This is a genomic window from Sphingomonas panacisoli, from assembly GCF_007859635.1.
In the GTDB taxonomy this organism is placed as follows: Bacteria; Pseudomonadota; Alphaproteobacteria; order Sphingomonadales; family Sphingomonadaceae; genus Sphingomonas; species Sphingomonas panacisoli.
In genome coordinates, this window is the sequence record NZ_CP042306.1 from 488,429 (window position 1) to 507,427 (window position 18,999).

An 18,999-nucleotide genomic window follows, 5' to 3' on the forward strand; every position below is an offset into this window, starting at 1 on the left:
CGTCCCCCCTTTACGCCGTCAGGCGTCGATCGCTTCCTCGTCCAACCGCGCCGCATTTTCCTGGATGAACGCGAAGCGGTGCGCGGGATTGGTCCCCATCAGCCGATCGACCAGATCCTTCACGCCCGCGCGCTCCTCATATTCCTGCGGCAGCGTGATGCGGATCAGGCTCCGCGTCTTCGGGTCCATCGTGGTTTCCTTGAGCTGGCCCGGATTCATCTCGCCCAGCCCCTTGAACCGCGACACTTCGACCTTCTTGCCCTTGAAGATCGTCGCCTCGATCTCGGCGCGGTGCGCGTCGTCGCGGGCATATTCGCTCTTCGCGCCGACCGTCAGGCGGTAGAGCGGCGGCTGCGCGAGGTAGAGATGCCCGCGGCGCACCAGGTCTGGCATTTCCTGGAAGAAGAACGTCATCAGCAACGTCGCGATGTGTGCGCCGTCGACATCGGCGTCGGTCATGATGACGACGCGTTCGTAGCGCAGATTGTCGGGCTCGCAATCCTTGCGCGTGCCGCAGCCGAGCGCGAGCGTCAGGTCGGCGATTTCCTGGTTGGCGAAAATCTTGGCCGCGGTGGCCGAGGCGACGTTCAGGATCTTGCCGCGGATCGGCAGGATCGCCTGCGTCTTGCGGTCGCGTGCCTGCTTCGCGGAGCCGCCGGCCGAGTCGCCCTCGACGATGAAGATCTCGGTGCCCTTGGGGTCATCCGCCGAACAGTCGGTGAGCTTGCCGGGGAGGCGCAGCTTGCGCGCCGACGTCGCCGACTTGCGCTTGACCTCGCGCTCCTGCTTGCGCGCAAGCCGCTCGTCCATCCGCTCGACGACGTACGCCAGCAGCGCCTTGCCGCGATCCATGTTGTCCGACAGGAAATGGTCGAAATGGTCGCGGATCGCGCGCTCGACCAAGGTCGTCGCTTCGGGCGAGGTCAGGCGGTCCTTGGTCTGGCTCTGGAATTGCGGGTCGCGGATGAAGACGGAGAGCATCAGCTCGCACCCGACCATCACGTCGTCGGCGGTGATGTCCTTGGCCTTCTTCTGCCCGACCAGTTCGCCGAACCCGCGAATGCCGCGGACCAGCGCCGCCCGCAGCCCCGCTTCGTGCGTGCCGCCGTCGGGGGTCGGGATCGTGTTGCAATACCAACTGTACGAGCCGTCGCTCCACAGCGGCCACGCCACCGCCCATTCGACGCGGCCCTGGTTCTCGCCGGGGAAATCCTGGCGACCGGTGAAGAATTGCGCGGTCGCGGTCTCGCGGTCGCCGATCTGTTCCTTCAGGTGGTCGGCAAGCCCGCCGGGGAATTGGAAGACGGCTTCGGCCGGAGTCTCGTCGGTGATGACCTCGGGCGCGCATTTCCAGCGGATCTCGACGCCGGCGAACAGATACGCCTTCGATCGCACGAGCTTGTAGAGCCGCGCCGGCTTGAAGTGCAGCTCGGGTCCGAAAATCTCAGGATCGGGCGTGAACGCTACCGACGACCCGCGACGATTGGGCGTGGGTCCGAGATGCTCGATCGGGCCGAGCGTCTGCCCCTGGCTGAACCGCTGGCGATAGAGCTGTTTGTCGCGCGCGACCTCGACCACCGTATCGATCGACAGCGCATTGACGACCGAGATGCCGACACCGTGCAGGCCGCCCGAGGTCGCATACGCCTTGCCCGAGAATTTGCCGCCCGAATGGAGCATCGACAGGATGACTTCGAGCGCGGACTTGTCGGGGAACTTCGGATGCGGGTCGATCGGGAAGCCGCGGCCGTTGTCGACGATCGTCAGCCGGTTGCCCTCGTCCAGTGTGACCTCGATCCGCGTCGCATGCCCGGCAACGGCTTCGTCCATCGCATTGTCGAGCACTTCGGCGGCGAGATGGTGCAACGCTCGCTCGTCGGTGCCGCCGACATACATGCCGGGACGGCGGCGGACGGGCTCGAGCCCCTCCAGCACCTCGATCGAAGAGGCGGTATAATCGGTGCTGGGCTTGGCGTTGGAGGCAAACAGATCGTCGGACATGGCCCGCTATACGAGCCCGCGATTCCCTCACGCAAGCGTGGTCGATGCTTATCCACAAGAGCCGTCACGGACGCTCGATCCGTGACGGCCAGTCGTGTCACGGTTTCGCGGGAATATCGGCCAAGGTCGTCCGCACCGTCGGGGTATAGCCCGCCAGAAGTTTAAGTTGCTGGCCGTTGCCCAGATCGCCGCCCGAACAGCTCAGCATCTTGTTGATGCAATTCGTAGTCCACAGATCGACGATTCCGTCGTCCCAGGCGCCGAACCAGTCGGCATGGGCGGTCGAGCCGGCAACACTGTCGGGCATCCCCGGCATGCGATCGGACGACAGGTACCAGTTCGCGCTGGTCGCGTCGGTCGAATACCACACGCCGAGCTGGAACTCGGGGATGATATAGGGATGCGTCTTCGGACAGACCGCATGACCCTGCCCGTCCTGTACGCGGTACGCCATGTGGCTGCGATGGTCCGGGCTGTCGAGTTGCGTGCCGTTCCAGCAATCGGGCGCGACCAGGACCACGCCGATGCGGTCGCCGGTCGGGCAACCCCTCAAGGCATCGCCCATTGTCGCGAAATGGCCCGTCGTGGCGCCGGCGCCGTCGCAATTCCACCAGCGCTTGGTGGTGTCGGTCGGCGTGCTTGCCGGGTCCATCATGTTGTAGCCGAAGATATAGCGCAGCCCGCGCGGCAGCGGGAGACACGCCGTTGCGAACGTGGTGCAGCGCACGTCGGTCACCGGATAGCGCTTGTAGTAGACGGCCAGGCCGTCGGGCATAACGACCTTGCCCGCACCGCTCATCATCGCCGGGACCCAATAAGCCGAACGATTGAGAATGTTGTTGCAGGTGCTGTCGCCGGTCGTGCGCAAGCTGGAATAGGTCGAATTGGCGTCCGCCAACGTATTGCCGAAGAAGGTATGGAGGTGCGATTTGCCGGGCTGGCCCGGATATACGATCGGATCGTTATAGGCGTTGTGCGACGGTGCGCAGTTGAAGCGGAACGCCCCTACATCGTCCGGTGCCATCGATCCGGGTATGTCGCCCGTACCCCAGGACGGCTGCAGAAAATTCTGCAAGCTGAGCCCCGAAACTACCTTTGCCACCCCCTGCAGAGACGGGGCCGCGATCCCCGCGAGGGCTGGCGCCGGCGCGGGGGTCGGTGTGGGCGTCGGTGTCGGTGTCGGCGAGAAGATCGGTATCGGGATACTGATGATCGGAATGTTCTTCTTGTTACCGAGGCCGACGGCCTTGTTGGCACCGGCCAAGGCCGCGCCCGCGACGACCATCGCCACCATACAGGTGATCGCTTTTTTCACTGTCAGTAACCCCGCCGTTCACGGTCGATGCGACCATTTCGCGGGCGTTATGAGCGGAGTCGGCAGAATCTGAGGTAAAGGGGCGGGGTTAACGCGCCGCAAACCGACCATTGTCGTAAGGGCACGCGTACGACCCGCCCAAAGGACGGGTCCGCCCGGATTGCTAGCGAACGCGCGGACCGCCGAACGGCAACGGCGGCGGGGGACGACGGTCCCGACGCGGCAATTGGGCTTGGTAGGCGTGGCCGCAATGTTCGACGCAATAGGGGAATCCGGGATTCACCTTGTCGCCGCAGAAATGGAAGTCGGGTTCACCGGGATGGCCGAGCGGCCATTTGCAGATCTTGTCGTTGAGCTCGAGCAGACTCGTCTTGTCCGCCATTTCGGGCGACGGCTTGGCCGGGACCAGCCGACGCGGCGGCGCGGGCGTGATCGGCGGCTGCTGTTCGCCGGGCGACTGACGCACGAAGCCGCCGGGGCCGACCGACCGCAGGATCGGTTCGTTGGCGGGCCGGGCCGGCGCCGAAATGTCGGTGCTGACCGGGATCGGCGCCGCCGACACCGCCATGGGGGCCGGGGTCGGGGCAGGGCGCGGTGCCGTCTCGACTGGGGCCGGAGCCTTTTTGGCCGGCGCGGGCGCGGGCGCGGCGCCGGGCTCGTTGGGCTTCACCGGCGACGGGCGCGACTGCAGGCCCAGGCGATGCGCCTTGCCGATCACGGCGTTGCGGCTGACGCCGCCCAGTTCCTCGGCGATCTGGCTCGCGGTCTGACCCGCTTCCCACATCTTGCGGAGCGAATCGATCCGCTCGTCGGTCCAGCTCATAAACGTCCTCTTCAAATCGTCGTTCGGGCGGTTGCGGTGCCTCCCATCAAAGCCTAACTGCCTAGGCCGATGGACGCTCCCACTTCACACCCGGAAAAAATCACTGCGATGCCCGCCCCGGGCGTTCCGGTCATCCGGAGCGTGAACTGGGGTGGCTTGAGAACCCTCTATGTGAAGGAGGTGCGCCGTTTCTTCAAGGTGCACCTGCAGACGATCTGGGCGCCGGCGATCACGACTTTGCTGTTTCTGGTCGTTTTCACGGTCGCGACGGGGGCCAAGCGCCCGGTCCTGATCGGCGATATGAGCGTCCCGTTCGGCGATTTCATCGCGCCGGGCCTGATCATCAGCCAGGGAATGATGGGGCCCGCCTTCGCCAATTCGAGTTTCTCGCTGCTGGTCGGCAAGATCCAGGGGACGATCGTCGATTATCTGATGCCGCCGCTGTCGACGCTGGAGTTGCTGTCGGCGCTGATCGGCGGGGCGATGACCCGCGCATTCATCGTCGGATTCATCGTCTGGGTGGCGATGGCGCTGTACGGACTCGGCGTGTGGCCGCAGCATCTATGGGCGGTCGCGTGGTTCGGGTTCCTGGGCGCGATGTTCCTGTCGCTGCTCGGCGTCCTGACGTCGATCTGGGCAGAGAAGTTCGATCACGCCGCGGCGGTCAGCAATTTCGTGATCATCCCGCTCGGGCTGCTGTCCGGTACCTTCTATTCGGTCACCAACCTGGCGCCGGCATTCCGCGTGATCAGTCACTTCAACCCATTCTTCTACATCATCTCGGGCTTCCGCTACGGATTCCTCGGCGGAGCGGACTCGCCGATCCTGGTGGGCAGCGTCGCCGTGTTCGGGCTCGACGTCGCGCTGGCGCTGGTCTGCTACTGGCTGCTCGACAAGGGCTGGAAGATCAAGAGCTAGGGCCGGACGGGTCCTAACTGAACGGCGGCTGCAAACCGCGTTCAGCCCCGCCCCATATCGCCGTCGCTACAACGATCCCGTCACCGACGTTCGGTGCAAGGAGGTTGTAATGCGTAAGGTTCTCGTTTCGATCGCCGCGCTTGGGGCGGCATTGTCGGCCGCGCCGTCGATGGCGCAGTCCTACGGTTATCCGGGCGGCGGCTATGGCCAGCCGGGCAACGGCTACAATAACGGCTATGCGGTGCCGAGCCCATGGCAGGTGCGCGAGATGGTCGAGCGCGCGATCCAGCGTGGCGAAGTGTCGCGCGGCGAAGCTCGCGACTTGCGCGACGATGTCCGCGACCTGTTCCGGTTGCAGCAGCGCAACCGCTACGGCAACGACTGGCGGGCGCAGCGCGAATTGCAGCGCAAGACGATGGACGTCCTGCGCGAATTGCGCGACGCACGCGGCGATCGTGACGGCCGCTGGGGCGACCGCGACCGCGGCGACGACTACCGTTATCGGTAAGCGATGATCGGACGGCGGGCAGCGATGCCCGCCGTTTCTTTCAGGTCAGGCTGTCGGCGACCTCGCGCAAGGCGCCGGCCGGATCGTCGGCGATGACGTCGCCATGCGACGGCACGATCCGCTTGAGGTTGGGGATGTCCGCCCAGCCGCGCAACTGTGCCGCGAGCGCCGCCTTGTCCTCGATCATCATGTGCCGGATCAGCCGCGGTACTTCCGGACCGGACGCACCGAATCCCATCAGCCGAGTCATGATCCACGCGCCGACGCCGTGCGGATGCTGGACGTTGCCGATCACGTCGTTGACGATCAGCGTCGTGCCGCCCGATCGGCGGACGATGGCGGCGAATTCGTCTTCCTTCGCACCCGCGACGAGCACCAGATCGATCTCGGAATCGTCGAGCGCGTCGCCGGTGCCATCGACCGGCGCGGCCTCGCTCACCATCTCCTTCGCGCTCGGCGGCGCGAGCGCCTTGATATCCGGATAGCGCGCCTTCCACGCCGGCGCGTCGAGGCGGTGCTGCTGGTTGGGGACGATCAGGAAGGTCGGCTGACCCAGCGCTTCGATCCGTTGCATCTGCGGTTCGTCGAGCGGGATCGCGCTCCAGATCGCGGTGCCGCCCCCCTTCAGGCGGATCACGGTCATCCGCCGGGGAAAATTGCCCAGCGGCATCGGGATGTCGCCGGTCACCGTCAGCAGGCCGTCGTCGAGTTGTTCCAGCTCGCCGTGCGGCAGGACGGTCCATTCCTGGTTGAGCTTTGCCATGCGGTAAAAACCGATACGCAGCCGATTCGATCCCGGTGTTGACGCTCTCCGGCACGGTCCAGTAAATGCGCGCTCCGGGCGGCCTGTCGGGTCGCCCTTTCTCGTTTGAAGGAGCCAGCCCCGTGACCATCACCCCGCTCATGCCCGTTTACCCGCGGTGTGGCGTGCGGCCGGTGCGAGGCGAGGGCTGCTACCTGATCGGCGAGCGCGGCGAGCGCTATCTCGATTTCGCGGCGGGGATCGCGGTCAACGCGCTGGGGCATGGCCATCCCAAGCTGGTCAAGGCGATCGCCGACCAGGCCGCGACCTTGATGCACGTGTCCAACCTGTACGGCAGTCCGCAGGGCGAGAGCCTGGCGCAGCGCATTGTCGACATGAGCTTCGCCGACACGGTGTTCTTCACCAATTCTGGCGTCGAGGCGATCGAGTGCGCGATCAAGACCGCGCGACGCTATCACGACGTCAACGGCAATCCGGAGCGCTATAAGCTCATCACCTTCAAGAACGCGTTCCACGGGCGCTCGCTCGGCGCGATCTCGGCCACCGACCAGCCCAAGATGCGCGACGGGTTCGAGCCGCTCTTGCCGGGCTTCGATTACGCCAAGTTCAACGATCTCGACGGTGCGCTGGCGCTGATCGACGACGAGACCGCGGGCTTCATGGTCGAGACGGTGCAGGGCGAGGGCGGGATGACCGCGGGCACGCCCGAGTTCATCAAGGGCCTGCGCAAGGCATGCGATGAACGCGGCCTGCTGCTGATCCTCGACGAAATCCAGTGCGGGTACGGTCGCACCGGCAAGATGTGGGCCTACGAGCATTACGGCATCACCCCCGACATCATGACTGTGGCCAAGGGCATCGGCGGCGGCTTCCCGCTCGGGGCGTGCCTCGCGACCGAGGAAGCGGCCAAGGGCATGGTGATCGGCACGCACGGATCGACCTATGGCGGCAACCCGCTCGCGATGGCGGCGGGCGAGGCGGTGCTCGACGTGATGCAGGAGCCGGGCTTCCTGGAGCATGTGACCAAGATGGGCGACCGGTTACGTGCGGCGTTCGAGCAGTTGATCCCGAACCACGATCACCTGTTCGAGGAAATCCGCGGCAAGGGGCTGATGCTCGGGATCAAGATGAAGGAGCCGGCGGTGAGCCGCGACTTCGTGGCGCATCTGCGCGACAATCACGGGCTCCTGACGGTGGCCGCGGGCGAGAACGTATTCCGCGTCCTGCCGCCGCTGATCATCGAGGAAGAGCACATCGCCGAGTGCATCGAGCGACTGAGCGAAGGCGCCAGGAGTTTCGCGGGACCGAGCGATGATTAAATCCTCCCCGTTCACGGGGAGGTGGCGCGCGCAGCGCGACGGAGGGGGCTATCCTCCCATGCAACGCTTGCGGCCCGCCCCCTCCACCAGCCTACGGCTGGTCCCCCTCCCCGTAAACGGGGAGGAATGAGCATGCGGCACTTCCTCAACCTCTCCGACGCCGGCCCCGACGGGATCGCGGCGATCCTGGCCGATGCGCTCGACCGCAAGGCGGCGCGGGCGGGGTGGCCCAAGGGCAAGCCTGACGCCGACGCGCCGCTCGCGGGCCGCGTGCTGGCCATGATTTTCGAGAAGAACTCGACCCGCACGCGGGTGAGCTTCGACATGGCGATCCGCCAGCTCGGCGGCACCAGCATCGTGATGGACGCCGGCCAGATGCAGCTCGGCCGCGGCGAAAGTGTCGCCGACACCGCGCGCGTGCTGTCGGGGTTCGTCGACGCGATCATGATCCGCACCGACGACCACGCCAAGGTCGTCGAGATGGCGGAGTATGCGTCGGTGCCGGTGATCAACGGCCTGACCGATTACTCGCACCCGTGCCAGATCGTCGCCGACCTGCAGGCGATCATCGAGAGCGGGCGGTCGCTGCCGGGGCTCAAGGTCGCGTGGCTCGGCGACGGCAACAATGTCTTGGCGTCGTTCATGGAAGCCGCCGGGCTGATGCAGTTCGACGTCGTCGCAGCGTGCCCGCAGGGCTTCATGCCGCCGGACGAGGACGTCGCGCTGGGCCAGGGGCGCGCGAAGGTGGTCGGCACCGCGAAGGAAGCGGTCGAAGGCGCCGATATCGTCGTCACCGACACCTGGATCTCGATGGGCCAGGACCATGCCGACACCAAGCTGGCGGCGATGATGTCGTTCCAGGTCGATGCCGCGCTGATGGCGGCGGCCAAACCCGACGCGAAGTTCCTCCACTGCCTCCCCGCGCATCGCGGCGAAGAGGTAACGGCCGAGGTGATCGACGGACCGCAGTCGCTGATCTGGCCCGAGGCGGAAAACCGGTTGCACGCGCAAAAGGCTATCCTGCGCTGGTGCTTCGGGCAGATCGGTTGATCGGGGCGGAACCGCTACCCACATTCGTCATCCCAGCAAACGCTGGGATCTCAGGCAACCCATTCAGCGCTTGCCGCACAAGACCCCAGCTTTCGCTGGGGTGACGGAGTTATTGAGTGACCGACCAGATTACCGACATCGACGAAGCGCTGGGCTTCACGCTTCCCGCCCGCCATGCGCGCGGGCGGCTGGTGCGGCTGGGGCCGGTGCTCGACGAAATCCTCGAAGCGCACGCCTATCCGCCGGCGATCGAGGCGTTGCTCGCCGAGGCATTGACGCTGACCGCGCTGATCGGATCGACGCTCAAGGATCCGACGGGGCAATTGACGCTCCAGGCGCAGACGCAATCGGGCGTCGTGACGTTGCTCGTCTGCGACTATCGCGGCGGCGAGTTGCGCGGGTACGTCCAGTACGACGCCGACAAGCTGGCCGAGGCGCCCGCCGAGCCGAGCCTGTTCGCGCTGTTCGGCGAAGGATATCTCGCGATCACCTTCGACCTTGCGCAGACCAAGGAGCGCTATCAGGGCATCGTCCCGCTCGACGGCGAGACGATGGCGCAGGCGGCGGAGAGCTATTTCGTCCAGTCGGAACAGATTCCGACATTGATCAACTTCGGCGTCAAGCGCGGCGCGGACGGACGCCATGTCGCGGGTGGGCTGTTCCTCCAGCATCTGCCCGAGGGCGAGGATGGGCGCGAGCGGCTGCACACGCGGCTCGACCATCCCGAATGGGAGCATGTGTCGATCCTCGGCCGGACGATGGGCGCGGACGAACTGGCCGACCCCGATCTGCCGCTGGAAACGCTGATCTGGCGGCTGTTCAACGAGGAGGACGAGGTCCGCGTGCTCGCGCGTACGCACCTCGCCAAGGGATGCCGCTGCGATGCCGACTACATCGCCAGCGTGCTCGCCAAGTTCACGCCGGAAGACCGCGCCGACATGGCGGACGCCGACGGGATGATCCAGGTCGGTTGTGCCTTTTGTGCCAAATCGTTCCCGGTCCCGGCGATCGCGGCGGTTTGAGTAACGCCGCGAGCATGCCACAATCTTCTGCGAAGGAGGGCGCATGACAGGGGGGGACACGATTCGCCGCCGCGGCATTGATCGCGGCCATGGCTGGCGCTGCGGCGGCCGCGGGGCCGCTCGGCGCGCTCGCCGGGATCGAGCGCGGCCGCTGGCAGTTCAAGGAAATCGGCAGCGCGATGGGTCGGGCGGTCTGCGTCGGCGATCCGGGGCAGCTGATCCAGTTCAACCATCCCGGCGTCGCGTGCGCGCACTTCACGATCGTCGATGCCGCCGACCGCGTCACGGTGCAGTATAATTGCGGGCCGAAAGGCTATGGCAAGACGACGGTGACGATGACTCAGCCAGGCCAGATCCGCCTCGATACGCAAGGCATCACGCCCGACGGCCGGCCGTTCGACACCAGCTACGAAGGTCAGTTCGCCGGTGCCTGCGGTGGGCCGTCGCCCCGTTAAGCCGGCGTTTAGGGATCGGCGCGCATAAGGAGGCGTGCCTTTTTCGAGCACGCTTTCTCCCTAGTTGACGCATGGAAGCGTCCAAACTGGGCCGCCTTTGCAAAAAGGTGGCCCGTTGTTTTGGGCGGGTTGCGGCGCGGGGACGAAGCGCTTAGCTCGCGTCACGACCATGAACTCCACATCGCCCCTGGCGGTCGCCCTGGTATCCGGCGGCCTCGATTCGATGGTTGCCGCGGCGATGATGCGCGCGGACGGCTATCGGCTGCTCGCTTTGTCGATCGACTATAACCAGCGCCACCAGATCGAACTCGCCGCCGCGCGACGCATCGCGAGCGTGATGGGCGCCGAACGCCATGTCGTGCTGCCGCTCGATCTGCGCGCGTTCGGCGGATCAGCGCTGACCGCCGAGATCGACGTACCGAAGACCGGCGTCGGCGACGATATCCCCGTCACCTACGTGCCGGCGCGCAACACGATCTTCCTCAGCCTGTCGCTGGGCTGGGCGGAGGCGGCGAACGCGCGCGATCTGGTGATCGGCGTCAACGCGCTCGATTATTCGGGCTATCCCGATTGCCGCCCCGAATTCATCGCCGCGTTCGAGGATATGGCGGCGCTGGCGACCAAGGCGGGGGTCGAGGGCGACCGGTTCCGCGTCCACGCCCCGCTCCAGCACATGACCAAGGCGGACATCGTCCGCGAGGGAACGCGCCTGGGCCTCGACCTCGGGCTGAGCTGGTCGTGCTACGATCCCGCACCGGGCGGGCTGCATTGCGGGCTGTGCGATAGCTGCCGGTTGCGCGCCAAGGGCTTCGAGGAAGCGGGCGTCCCCGACCCGACGCACTACGCCACGATCGCATGAGCTACGCCGTCAAGGAGATGTTCCTCACGCTCCAGGGCGAGGGCGTGAACGCCGGGCGGCGCGCGGTGTTCGTGCGCTTTGCCGGGTGCAATCTGTGGTCGGGGCGCGAACAGGATCGTGCGAGCGCGATCTGCCAGTTCTGCGACACCGATTTCGTCGGCACGGACGGCGAGGGCGGGGGGCGCTTCGCCGACGCGCCGGCGCTCGCGGCCGCGGCGGCGGACTTCTGGGGGCCGGACCATGCCGAGCGGTTCTGCGTCCTGACCGGCGGCGAGCCGATGCTGCAGATCGACGATGCGCTGGTCGACGCGCTCCATGCCGAGGGGTTCGTCATCGCGATGGAAAGCAACGGCACGCTCCCCGCGCATCCCGGCATCGACTGGGTATGCATCAGTCCGAAGGCGGGAAGCGAGGTCGTCCAGCGCCGGGGCGACGAACTCAAGCTGGTCTGGCCGCAGCCGGGCAGCGACCTCGACACGTTGGAAGGCTGGGATTTCGCCAATCTGCTGATCCAGCCGCTCGACACCGGCGATGCGGCGGGCAATGCCGCCAGCGAGGCGGCCGCGATCGCCGTCGTGATGGATCGCCCGCGCTGGCGCCTGACGCTACAGGTGCACAAGCGGCTGGGCCTGCGCTAGTCCGCTACTTTTTCTTGCCGCAATAGCTGACGCTGTACTTGCCCTTCTTCCAGCAGCTCGGCTGGAAATCGGGCAGGAACAGGTAGGTACGCGAATAGAAAGCGCGCGGGAATTGCTGCTCGCCATAGGGGATCAGGCTGTTGCGCATCTCGCGCATGTAGTTGACCGCGACATCGCCCAACTGCCCGCGCGGCGCGAAGACCGCGGCGGTTCCGACTTTGCCGGCGGTCTGGCAGAAGCCGTATTGCGCCGCGACCGTCGCGAAGGCCGAATAGGTGCGAGTGCCGAACCGGTCGAACGCCGACTGGCCCGCCGCCTTGGTCTTGGCAGTGCGGACGAAATAGGCGTTGAGCGTGTCGAACGCGCTCTTGAGCTCGCCGGCATGATCCTTGATCATCGCATTGTAGTTGTCGACCGTCAGCAACGTCGGCGCGAAATCGCATTGCAAAGCGGCGACGTTGAGCGCGGCGCGCAGGTTCCAGGTCAGCCCGGCGCGGATCTCCGCCGGGGTCGCACCCGGCATCGGCATGCTCAGTTCTGGCTCGAGGCCGGTCACGGGACCGCCGCGAAAATCGTAGGATTTCAGGAAGAACTGCGCTGATGCCGGCGACCCCGCGACCACGCCGGCGGCGAGCATCGCGCCCGCCACGATACGCCCAAAACTAACGGCTGCCATCCTCGTCCCTTCGAACCTTTATTCCCCGTCGGCCAATATCCTAGGGTGATTTCCTGCCGCCCCCAAGCGCTTTCGTTTTCGCGTCGGCGCCGGAATCGAAAGGGGCCGCTCGCCCAGGCGAACGGCCCCTAAAGAAACGACCATCCATCCCCGAAGGAATGGACGACCTGGCAATTACATCGCGTTGCCGGTCGTGTTGGTGGTGGTCGTGGTGTTGGTGGTGGTCATCGTGTCGTTGGCCATCATGTCGCCACCGTTCATGGTGCCGGCGTCAGGCGCGGTCATCGTGTCGTTCATCGTCTCGGTCGAGGTGTTCATCTCGGTGACGGTGTTGGTGGTTTCGGTCTTGGCGCAGGCCGAGATCGCGAGCGCAGCGGCGGCGATCATGCTGCCCTTGATGATGAAAGAACGCATTTGGAAGCTCCCTAGATAAAGGATTTGGTCGGCTTTTTCCGGCCTTAATACCCAAATCGAGGTGGACATTAATCGGTAATATCATTTCGCTCAAGCGGGTTTTCGTCCGCACGGCAGCGCGGCCAGAAAATCGGGCAGTCGGGCGGCGAGGGCGGCGTCGAAGTCGGCGAGCGAAATCGGCCTCCCCAGCGCCGCCGCGCTGGTCACTGGATAATCGGGTAACCCGCACGGCACGATGCCCCCGAAATGCGACAGATCGGGGTCGAGATTCACCGAAAAACCGTGCAGCGTGATCCAGCGCTTCACCCGCACGCCGATCGCGCCGATCTTGGCTTCGGCCGCGCCCTGGCCGGTCCAGATGCCCACCCGCCCGGGTTCGGCGCGCGCCGCTATCCCGAAATCGCCGAGCGTCGCGATCAGCCATTGTTCGAGCGCATGGACGAAACAGCGCACGTCGCGCCCGCGCTTGTCGAGGTCGAGTACCAGATACCCGACCCGCTGCCCCGGCCCGTGATAGGTATAGCGCCCGCCGCGCCCGGTATCGAACACCGGAAAGCGCGGATCGATCAGCTCGGCGGGATCGGCGCTGGTCCCCGCGGTGTAGACCGGCGGATGTTCGAGCAGCCACACCAGCTCGCGCGCCTCGCGCCCCGCCACCGCCGCGACCCGCGCCTCCATCTCGGCCAGGCTCTCGGCATACGGCGTGAGGCCGGCGGAAACGCGCCATTCGATATCGTCGGGGATCATCGAACTTCCACGAGCCGCTCGGTCGCGAGCAAGCGTTCGATCTGTTCCCAGCGCGGATCGAGCCATGCGAGCAATGCGCGATTGGTCGCGTTTCCGCATCGCATCCAAAGAAAGCCGAACCGATCCGGCAACCGTAGAGTCAGGAAATCCTCATCCTTGCTGATCAGGATGGCATTGTCGGTCTCGGCCCTGAGCGCGATCTCGCTATCGCTGGCGGCGAGCATACCGATGTCGGCGACATGCATGGCCACATGTCCTTGATCTCGCAGCCAGGAACACAGAGCGGGCGGCAACTGCGCATCGACCAGGAATTTCATTCGGCGGCGAGCACCACCGCGTGGTCGGCCTGGGCGGCCGCGTAGGTCAAGACGGCCCGAACGTCTTCGTGGCTCACGTACGGGAAATCGGCCGTGATCTCGTCGGCCGTCGCACCACCCGCGAGCATTTCGAGTACATCGGTGACGCGAACCCGTGTACCCGCGACGACCGGACGGCCGCCGCAGATTTGCGGATCGACAGCGATGCGCGGAAAGCCTGCCAACGTCATTTGCGATATTTGCGATAGAATTGCGATTTTCGCAACTTTATGGACCCATCGGTAGTCGGTCGGAGAATGTAATGGTCAATATGGGCAACGTCTGGGACCGGACCACCGAATTCCTGAGCGAGAATATGCGCGCGTTGTTGCCCGTTATCCTTCTCGCCTTCCTGATACCGCATACCGTCAACACGTTGATCAAGGGGGCCGCGCCGGCGGTGCCGTCCGCACTGGCGCAGGGGATCGCGTTGATCTGCGGGCTGATCGCGATCTGGGGGCAGCTCGTGGTGATCGCGCTGGCGTTCGCGCCGGACGGCGGCCGATCGCGCGCGATTTCGACGGCGACCGGCAGTCTGGGGCGCGCGGTCGGGGCGATGCTCATCCTGTTGGCGGCGACGGCGGTCCTGGCCGTGCCGGTAATCGCAACGCTCGTCGCGAACGGTGTCGATCTGTCGACATTCGGCAGCGGCGGGATGGCGCAGGCCAATCTGTCGGGCGCCGCGTCGGTATTCGTATCGCTCTATTCGCTCGTGCTGGGGATTGTGGTGCTGGTCGTCGCGGTCAAGCTGGCGTTGCTTTATCCGGTCGTGGTTGCGGAAGGCGGAGTGGCAGCTGCGATCAAGCGCGCCTGGGCGTTGTCGCGCGGCATCGTGTGGAAGATGATCGGCGTCTGGTTGCTGTTCGTCATCGTCTATTTTGTCGCGCTCGCCGCGATCACGTCGGGGATCGGCACGGTAATCGGCCTGTTCGCCGACATGCAGAACCCGTTTTCGGTGGGCAGAATCGTGGTCGCGATCCTCGGCGGCGCGGTGACGGCCGCGTTCACGCTGATCGTCGCGGCGTTTTCCGCGCAGCTCTACCGCGCCGTGACCGGTCGCCAGCAAGGCGTACCTGCGGCGTGAGACTGCGCGCAACGACGATCTACGCCGACGCCTGGGCTGCATGGCGGGCGGACTGGAACATGCTGACCGCGGTAGCGGGGGTGTTCGTGTTCCTGCCGCAGCTGGCGGTGCAGTTGCTGGTGCCGGCGCTGCCCGACACCAGTGCGCTGACCAGCACCGACCCCAACGATCCGATCTTTCGTGCCTGGATGGCGGCGTTCAGCGCGTGGGTCGGCGCGTACGGCATCTGGTACGTCGTCGTGCTGGCCGCGATGGTGTTCGGCCAGTTCGCGCTCGTCGCGGTCTATCTGGCGGGAGAGCGGACGACGGTCGGCAACGCGTTGAACGTGGCGCTGCGACTGGTGTCGCGGTTCGTGCTGGCCTGGACGATCTGGACCCTGCCGCTGGCGTTGGTCAGCCCGTTGCTGCTGTGGCTGCCGTTCCTGATCATGCCGATGATCGCGCTGGTCGGCGCGCGCATGTCGCTGGTCGGCCCGGCGATCCTGGCCGCGCGGCCGATCGGCGCGGTGGCGGCAATCGGGCGGAGCTTCACGCTGACCCGCGGGTACATGCTGCTGTTAGCCGGCGTGCTGCTCAGCATCCTGCTCGCGCAGTTCCTGGCCGCGATGCCGTTCCTCGCGCTCGACCAATGGATGACGACCTACGCGCCCAATCCGATCGCGCGGGCGATCGTCGTCGCGATCACGGCGGGCGTGGCGACGCTGGGCACGATCGCGACGGCGCTGGTGCAGGTCGCGGCGTGGCGGCGTCTCAGCTCCAGCTAGCGACGGGCGGCAGGCTCATCAGGATCGCGTCGATATTGCCGCCGGTCTTGAGCCCGAACAACGTCCCGCGATCGTAGACCAGGTTGAATTCGGCATAGCGCCCGCGCCACTCGCGCATCGCCTGCACGTCGGCTTCGGTGAAGGCGTCGAGCATCCGCCGCCGCACGATCCGCGGAAACGCGTCGAGAAACGCACGCCCGACATCCTGCACGAACGCGAAGTTCGTCGCGAAATCGCCCTCGACATGATCGAAGAAGATGCCGCCGACGCCGCGATGCACCTGGCGATGCGGGATGTAAAAATAGTCGTCCGCCCATTTCTTGAAGCGCGGATAGTAGCTCGCATCGTGTGCGTTGCACGCCGCCTGCAGCGTCGCGTGGAAGTCGCCGGTATCCTCCGCGATCGGCAGCGGCGGGTTGAGGTCGGCGCCGCCGCCGAACCAGCGCTTGGTCGTGACCAGGAACCGGCAATTCATGTGCACCGCCGGCACGTGCGGGTTGGCCATGTGCGCGACCAAGCTGATGCCGGTCGCGAAGAAGCGCGGATCGTCGCCCGCGCCGTGGATGGTCTTGCCGAACTCGCCCTCGAACGTGCCGCCGACGGTCGAGACGTTGACCCCCACCTTTTCGAACACGCGGCCCTTCATCACCCCGCGCACCCCGCCGCCGCCCGGCTCGCCCGACGGATCGACGCGGTCCCAGGCGATATAGTCGAACGCGGCGTCGGACCCCGCCTCGCGCTCGATCGCCTCGAACTCGGCACAAATCAGGTCGCGGAGGTGCTCGAACCACTGGCGCGCGGTCGCCTGTTCGGTGTCGAGCTCGATCATTCTGGCCATCCTTCGGTCTGCCGCAGCGCTTCGCCGAGCGCCATTGCCGCTGACACCGCGACGTTCAAGGACCGAAATTCGGGCCGCATGGGGATCAATATACGCAGATCGGCGCGGTCATGGACGGTATCTGGCACGCCGGCGCCTTCGCTGCCGAACAGCAAGACGTCGTCCGACGCGAACCGCGCGGCGGGGAGTGGAACCGCCGCCTTGGTCGTCAGCAACACGAGCCGCCCGCTCAATTGCGCCACGAACGCGTCCCAGTCGGCATGCCGCACGACGTCGGCGCGGTCGGCATAGTCCATCCCGGCGCGTGTCATTGCGCGGTCGCCGAATGCGAACCCCATCGGCTCGATCAGGTCGACGCCGACCCCCATGCACGCGGCCAGACGCAGGATCGTGCCGACGTTTCCGGCAATGTCAGGCTGGTAGAGGGCGATGCGCATCAAAAACCCGTTGGCAAAGGCACGTCCCCGTGTCTATCAGGCGCGCAACCTCCGTGGGGACGGGGTGTTCAGGCGGGCGCGGCATCCCCAAGCCGTTCTCAAGCGTTCCGCCACCAGATTTTGACGCGCAAGGGCATTGCTGAATGGCGACCGACACTGTTTCGAATCCGGGTGAGTCGCCCGATCACGTGAGCGATCCACGCCGTCGCGACTTCCTCAACATCGCCGCGGTGGCGTTCCCCGCGGTCGGCGGCGGGGTCGCGGTGCTGGTGCCGCTGATCAACCAGATGAGCCCGTCGGCCGACGTGCTGGCGCAATCGACCACCGAGATCGATCTGACCAAGATCCAGCCGGGCCAGGGCGTCATCACCTCGTTCCGCAAGCAGCCTTTGTTCGTCCGCAACCTGACGCCGAAGGAAATCGCCGAGGCCGATGCGGTGCCGGTGGGATCCTTGCGCGATCCCGAAACGCTGGAGCAGCGGACCAAGGACGGCAAGAAGAACTGGCTGATCACGCTGGGCGTGTGCACCCATCTCGGCTGCATCCCGCTGGGCATCAACGAAGGCGACAATCGCGGCAAGTTCGGCGGTTATTTCTGCCCGTGCCACGGCTCGCAATACGATACCGCGGCGCGTATCCGCCAGGGGCCGGCGCCCAAGAACCTCGCCGTTCCCGACTACAAGTTCACGTCGCCGACCACCGTGCTGGTCGGCTGAGGGGGTAGAGAAAAATGAGTTTCCCCTGGGCCAAGAATTACGAACCCAAGGCGCCGCTGATGCGGTGGCTGGACGAGAAGCTGCCGATGCCGCGGCTCGTCTACAACGCGGTCGGCGCGGGCTATCCGGTACCGCGAAACCTCAATTATTTCTGGAACTTCGGCGTGCTCGCGGGCGCGGCGCTGGCGATCCAGATCGTCACCGGCATCGTGCTGGCGATGCACTTCCACTCCTCGGCGGCGGGCGCGTTCGATTCGGTCAACGGGACCATCATGCGCGACGTCAATGCCGGTTGGTTCCTGCGCTATGCGCATGCCAACGGCGCGTCGTTCTTCTTCATCGTGGTGTACATCCACATCTTCCGCGGGCTCTATTACGGCTCGTACAAGCCGCCGCGCGAGATGGTGTGGTTGCTCGGCGTGGTCATCTTTCTGCTGATGATGGCGACCGCGTTCATGGGATACGTGATCGTCTGGGGCCAGATGAGCTTCTGGGGCGCGCAGGTGATCACCGGTTTCTTCTCCGCCATACCCGGCGTGGGCGAGACGATCCGCGTCTGGCTGCTCGGCGGCTATGCGCCGGACGACGCGGCGCTCAACCGCTTCTTCTCGCTTCACTATCTGCTGCCGTTCGTCATCGCGGGCGCGATCATCCTGCACATCTGGGCGCTGCACATTCCGGGGTCGAACAACCCGACCGGCGTCGACGTGAAGGGCGAACAGGACACCGTGCCGTTCCACCCGTATTACACGGCGAAGGACGGGTTCGGACTGCTCGTGTATCTCGCCTTGTTCTCGGTCGTGGTGTTCTTCTTCCCCGATTATCTGGGGCACCCGGACAACTACATCCCGGCCAACCCGCTCTCGACGCCGGCGCACATCGTGCCCGAATGGTATTTCTGGCCGTTCTACGCGATCCTCCGCGCATTCACATCGGACTTCATCCTGCCGGCCAAATTGTGGGGCGTGCTCGCGATGTTCGGGTCGATCCTGCTGCTGTTCTTCCTGCCGTGGCTCGATAGCTCGCCGATCCGCTCGAACACCTACCGGCCCAAGGCGCGGATCGCGTTCTGGGTGCTGGTCGCCGATGTCGCGATCCTGGGCTATTGCGGCGGGTCGCCGGCATCGAACACCTACATCGTGCTGAGCCAGATCTGTGCGGCGTACTACTTCCTGCACTTCCTGGTCATCCTGCCGATGATCGCGCGCAGCGAGCGGCCGACGCCGCTGCCCAATTCGATCACCGAGGCGGTGTTGGCCAAGCATGGTGCCACCGCGGCGGCGCACTGAGCGAGCT

General features: G+C 65.8%; 23 protein-coding genes. 12 read left to right on the top strand and 11 right to left on the bottom strand.

Annotation, left to right across the window (positions count from 1 at the left end; all coding sequences use genetic code 11):
* Nucleotides 1-18 precede the first annotated feature (18 nt).
* From parE to FPZ24_RS02415, 3 genes are all read right to left on the bottom strand, one after another.
* Nucleotides 19-2,001, bottom strand: coding sequence for a DNA topoisomerase IV subunit B (gene parE / locus FPZ24_RS02405; protein WP_146569551.1), 1,983 nt, complete (start codon nt 1,999-2,001; stop codon nt 19-21).
* A 97-nt stretch (nt 2,002-2,098) separates the two neighbouring features.
* Nucleotides 2,099-3,316 carry a DUF1996 domain-containing protein gene (locus FPZ24_RS02410; RefSeq protein WP_146569552.1) on the bottom strand — a complete coding sequence of 406 codons (1,218 nt, stop codon included), beginning with the start codon at nt 3,314-3,316 and terminating at the stop codon, nt 2,099-2,101.
* A 163-nt stretch (nt 3,317-3,479) separates the two neighbouring features.
* Nucleotides 3,480-4,139 (bottom strand): GcrA family cell cycle regulator, encoded by a 660-nt coding sequence (locus FPZ24_RS02415; RefSeq protein WP_146569553.1) that lies wholly within the window; start codon nt 4,137-4,139, stop codon nt 3,480-3,482.
* A 108-nt stretch (nt 4,140-4,247) separates the two neighbouring features.
* Between FPZ24_RS02415 and FPZ24_RS02420 the strand changes: the two genes are divergently transcribed.
* A complete protein-coding gene (locus FPZ24_RS02420) occupies nt 4,248-5,057 on the top strand; it encodes an ABC transporter permease (RefSeq protein ID WP_146569554.1) in 810 nt (269 codons plus the stop codon).
* Nucleotides 5,058-5,166: 109 nt separating this feature from the next.
* Nucleotides 5,167-5,565 carry a hypothetical protein gene (locus FPZ24_RS02425; protein ID WP_146569555.1) on the top strand — a complete coding sequence of 133 codons (399 nt, stop codon included), beginning with the start codon at nt 5,167-5,169 and terminating at the stop codon, nt 5,563-5,565.
* 40 nt (nt 5,566-5,605) lie between these two features.
* Here the strand turns inward: FPZ24_RS02425 and FPZ24_RS02430 are convergent, their stop codons facing one another.
* Complete coding sequence (locus tag FPZ24_RS02430) at nt 5,606-6,328, bottom strand: hypothetical protein (protein WP_146569556.1); 723 nt, start codon at nt 6,326-6,328, stop codon at nt 5,606-5,608.
* Between the two features lie 122 nt (nt 6,329-6,450).
* On the opposite strand from FPZ24_RS02430, the gene FPZ24_RS02435 reads away from it, so the two are divergent.
* The 6 genes from FPZ24_RS02435 (at nt 6,451) to queE (ending at nt 11,671) form a co-directional block, all read left to right on the top strand.
* Nucleotides 6,451-7,647 carry an aspartate aminotransferase family protein gene (locus FPZ24_RS02435; RefSeq protein ID WP_146569557.1) on the top strand — a complete coding sequence of 399 codons (1,197 nt, stop codon included), beginning with the start codon at nt 6,451-6,453 and terminating at the stop codon, nt 7,645-7,647.
* Nucleotides 7,648-7,779: 132 nt separating this feature from the next.
* Nucleotides 7,780-8,697: an ornithine carbamoyltransferase gene (gene argF / locus FPZ24_RS02440; RefSeq protein WP_146574097.1), complete on the top strand. Its 918-nt coding sequence runs from the start codon at nt 7,780-7,782 to the stop codon at nt 8,695-8,697.
* Nucleotides 8,698-8,813: 116 nt separating this feature from the next.
* Complete coding sequence (gene hslO, locus FPZ24_RS02445; RefSeq protein WP_146569558.1) at nt 8,814-9,719, top strand: Hsp33 family molecular chaperone HslO; 906 nt, start codon at nt 8,814-8,816, stop codon at nt 9,717-9,719.
* Nucleotides 9,720-9,808: 89 nt separating this feature from the next.
* Nucleotides 9,809-10,174, top strand: coding sequence for a hypothetical protein (locus FPZ24_RS02450; protein WP_146569559.1), 366 nt, complete (start codon nt 9,809-9,811; stop codon nt 10,172-10,174).
* A gap of 169 nt (nt 10,175-10,343) precedes the next feature.
* A complete protein-coding gene (gene queC / locus FPZ24_RS02455) occupies nt 10,344-11,033 on the top strand; it encodes a 7-cyano-7-deazaguanine synthase QueC (protein WP_146569560.1) in 690 nt (229 codons plus the stop codon).
* Nucleotides 11,030-11,671, top strand: a complete 642-nt coding sequence (gene queE / locus FPZ24_RS02460; protein WP_146569561.1) for a 7-carboxy-7-deazaguanine synthase — start codon at nt 11,030-11,032, stop codon at nt 11,669-11,671. The genes queC and queE overlap by 4 nt, the downstream gene beginning before the upstream one ends.
* Nucleotides 11,672-11,675: 4 nt before the next feature.
* On the opposite strand, the gene FPZ24_RS02465 is transcribed toward queE, so the two are convergent.
* From FPZ24_RS02465 to FPZ24_RS02485, 5 genes are all read right to left on the bottom strand, one after another.
* Entirely contained in the window at nt 11,676-12,347 is a 672-nt protein-coding gene (locus FPZ24_RS02465; RefSeq protein ID WP_186728993.1) for a hypothetical protein, read from the bottom strand.
* A gap of 174 nt (nt 12,348-12,521) precedes the next feature.
* Nucleotides 12,522-12,761 carry a hypothetical protein gene (locus FPZ24_RS02470; protein ID WP_146569562.1) on the bottom strand — a complete coding sequence of 80 codons (240 nt, stop codon included), beginning with the start codon at nt 12,759-12,761 and terminating at the stop codon, nt 12,522-12,524.
* Between the two features lie 90 nt (nt 12,762-12,851).
* Nucleotides 12,852-13,508, bottom strand: coding sequence for a lipoyl(octanoyl) transferase LipB (lipB, locus tag FPZ24_RS02475; protein WP_146569563.1), 657 nt, complete (start codon nt 13,506-13,508; stop codon nt 12,852-12,854).
* Nucleotides 13,505-13,825 carry a DUF5615 family PIN-like protein gene (locus FPZ24_RS02480; RefSeq protein ID WP_146569564.1) on the bottom strand — a complete coding sequence of 107 codons (321 nt, stop codon included), beginning with the start codon at nt 13,823-13,825 and terminating at the stop codon, nt 13,505-13,507. Before FPZ24_RS02480 ends, lipB begins: the two co-directional genes overlap by 4 nt.
* Complete coding sequence (locus FPZ24_RS02485) at nt 13,822-14,055, bottom strand: DUF433 domain-containing protein (RefSeq protein ID WP_205012856.1); 234 nt, start codon at nt 14,053-14,055, stop codon at nt 13,822-13,824. The genes FPZ24_RS02480 and FPZ24_RS02485 overlap by 4 nt, the downstream gene beginning before the upstream one ends.
* 71 nt (nt 14,056-14,126) lie before the next feature.
* On the opposite strand from FPZ24_RS02485, the gene FPZ24_RS02490 reads away from it, so the two are divergent.
* Both FPZ24_RS02490 and FPZ24_RS02495 read left to right on the top strand, forming a co-directional pair.
* Nucleotides 14,127-14,948: a hypothetical protein gene (locus tag FPZ24_RS02490; protein ID WP_146569565.1), complete on the top strand. Its 822-nt coding sequence runs from the start codon at nt 14,127-14,129 to the stop codon at nt 14,946-14,948.
* The gene (locus FPZ24_RS02495; RefSeq protein WP_146569566.1) at nt 14,945-15,712 is read left to right on the top strand and encodes a hypothetical protein; all 768 of its coding nucleotides are present in this window, start codon (nt 14,945-14,947) and stop codon (nt 15,710-15,712) included. The genes FPZ24_RS02490 and FPZ24_RS02495 overlap by 4 nt, the downstream gene beginning before the upstream one ends.
* Here the strand turns inward: FPZ24_RS02495 and hemF are convergent.
* Both hemF and FPZ24_RS02505 read right to left on the bottom strand, forming a co-directional pair.
* Nucleotides 15,699-16,541: an oxygen-dependent coproporphyrinogen oxidase gene (hemF, locus tag FPZ24_RS02500; RefSeq protein WP_146569567.1), complete on the bottom strand. Its 843-nt coding sequence runs from the start codon at nt 16,539-16,541 to the stop codon at nt 15,699-15,701. The two genes, FPZ24_RS02495 and hemF, sit on opposite strands and share 14 nt — an antisense overlap.
* Entirely contained in the window at nt 16,538-16,987 is a 450-nt protein-coding gene (locus tag FPZ24_RS02505) for a tRNA (cytidine(34)-2'-O)-methyltransferase (protein ID WP_146569568.1), read from the bottom strand. Before FPZ24_RS02505 ends, hemF begins: the two co-directional genes overlap by 4 nt.
* Nucleotides 16,988-17,130: 143 nt before the next feature.
* On the opposite strand from FPZ24_RS02505, the gene petA reads away from it, so the two are divergent.
* Together petA and FPZ24_RS02515 are read left to right on the top strand one after the other, a co-directional pair.
* Nucleotides 17,131-17,703: a ubiquinol-cytochrome c reductase iron-sulfur subunit gene (petA, locus tag FPZ24_RS02510; RefSeq protein ID WP_146569569.1), complete on the top strand. Its 573-nt coding sequence runs from the start codon at nt 17,131-17,133 to the stop codon at nt 17,701-17,703.
* Between the two features lie 14 nt (nt 17,704-17,717).
* On the top strand, nt 17,718-18,992 hold the full coding sequence (locus FPZ24_RS02515; RefSeq protein WP_146569570.1) for a cytochrome b: 1,275 nt from the start codon (nt 17,718-17,720) through the stop codon (nt 18,990-18,992).
* The last annotated feature ends 7 nt before the right edge of the window (nt 18,993-18,999 follow it).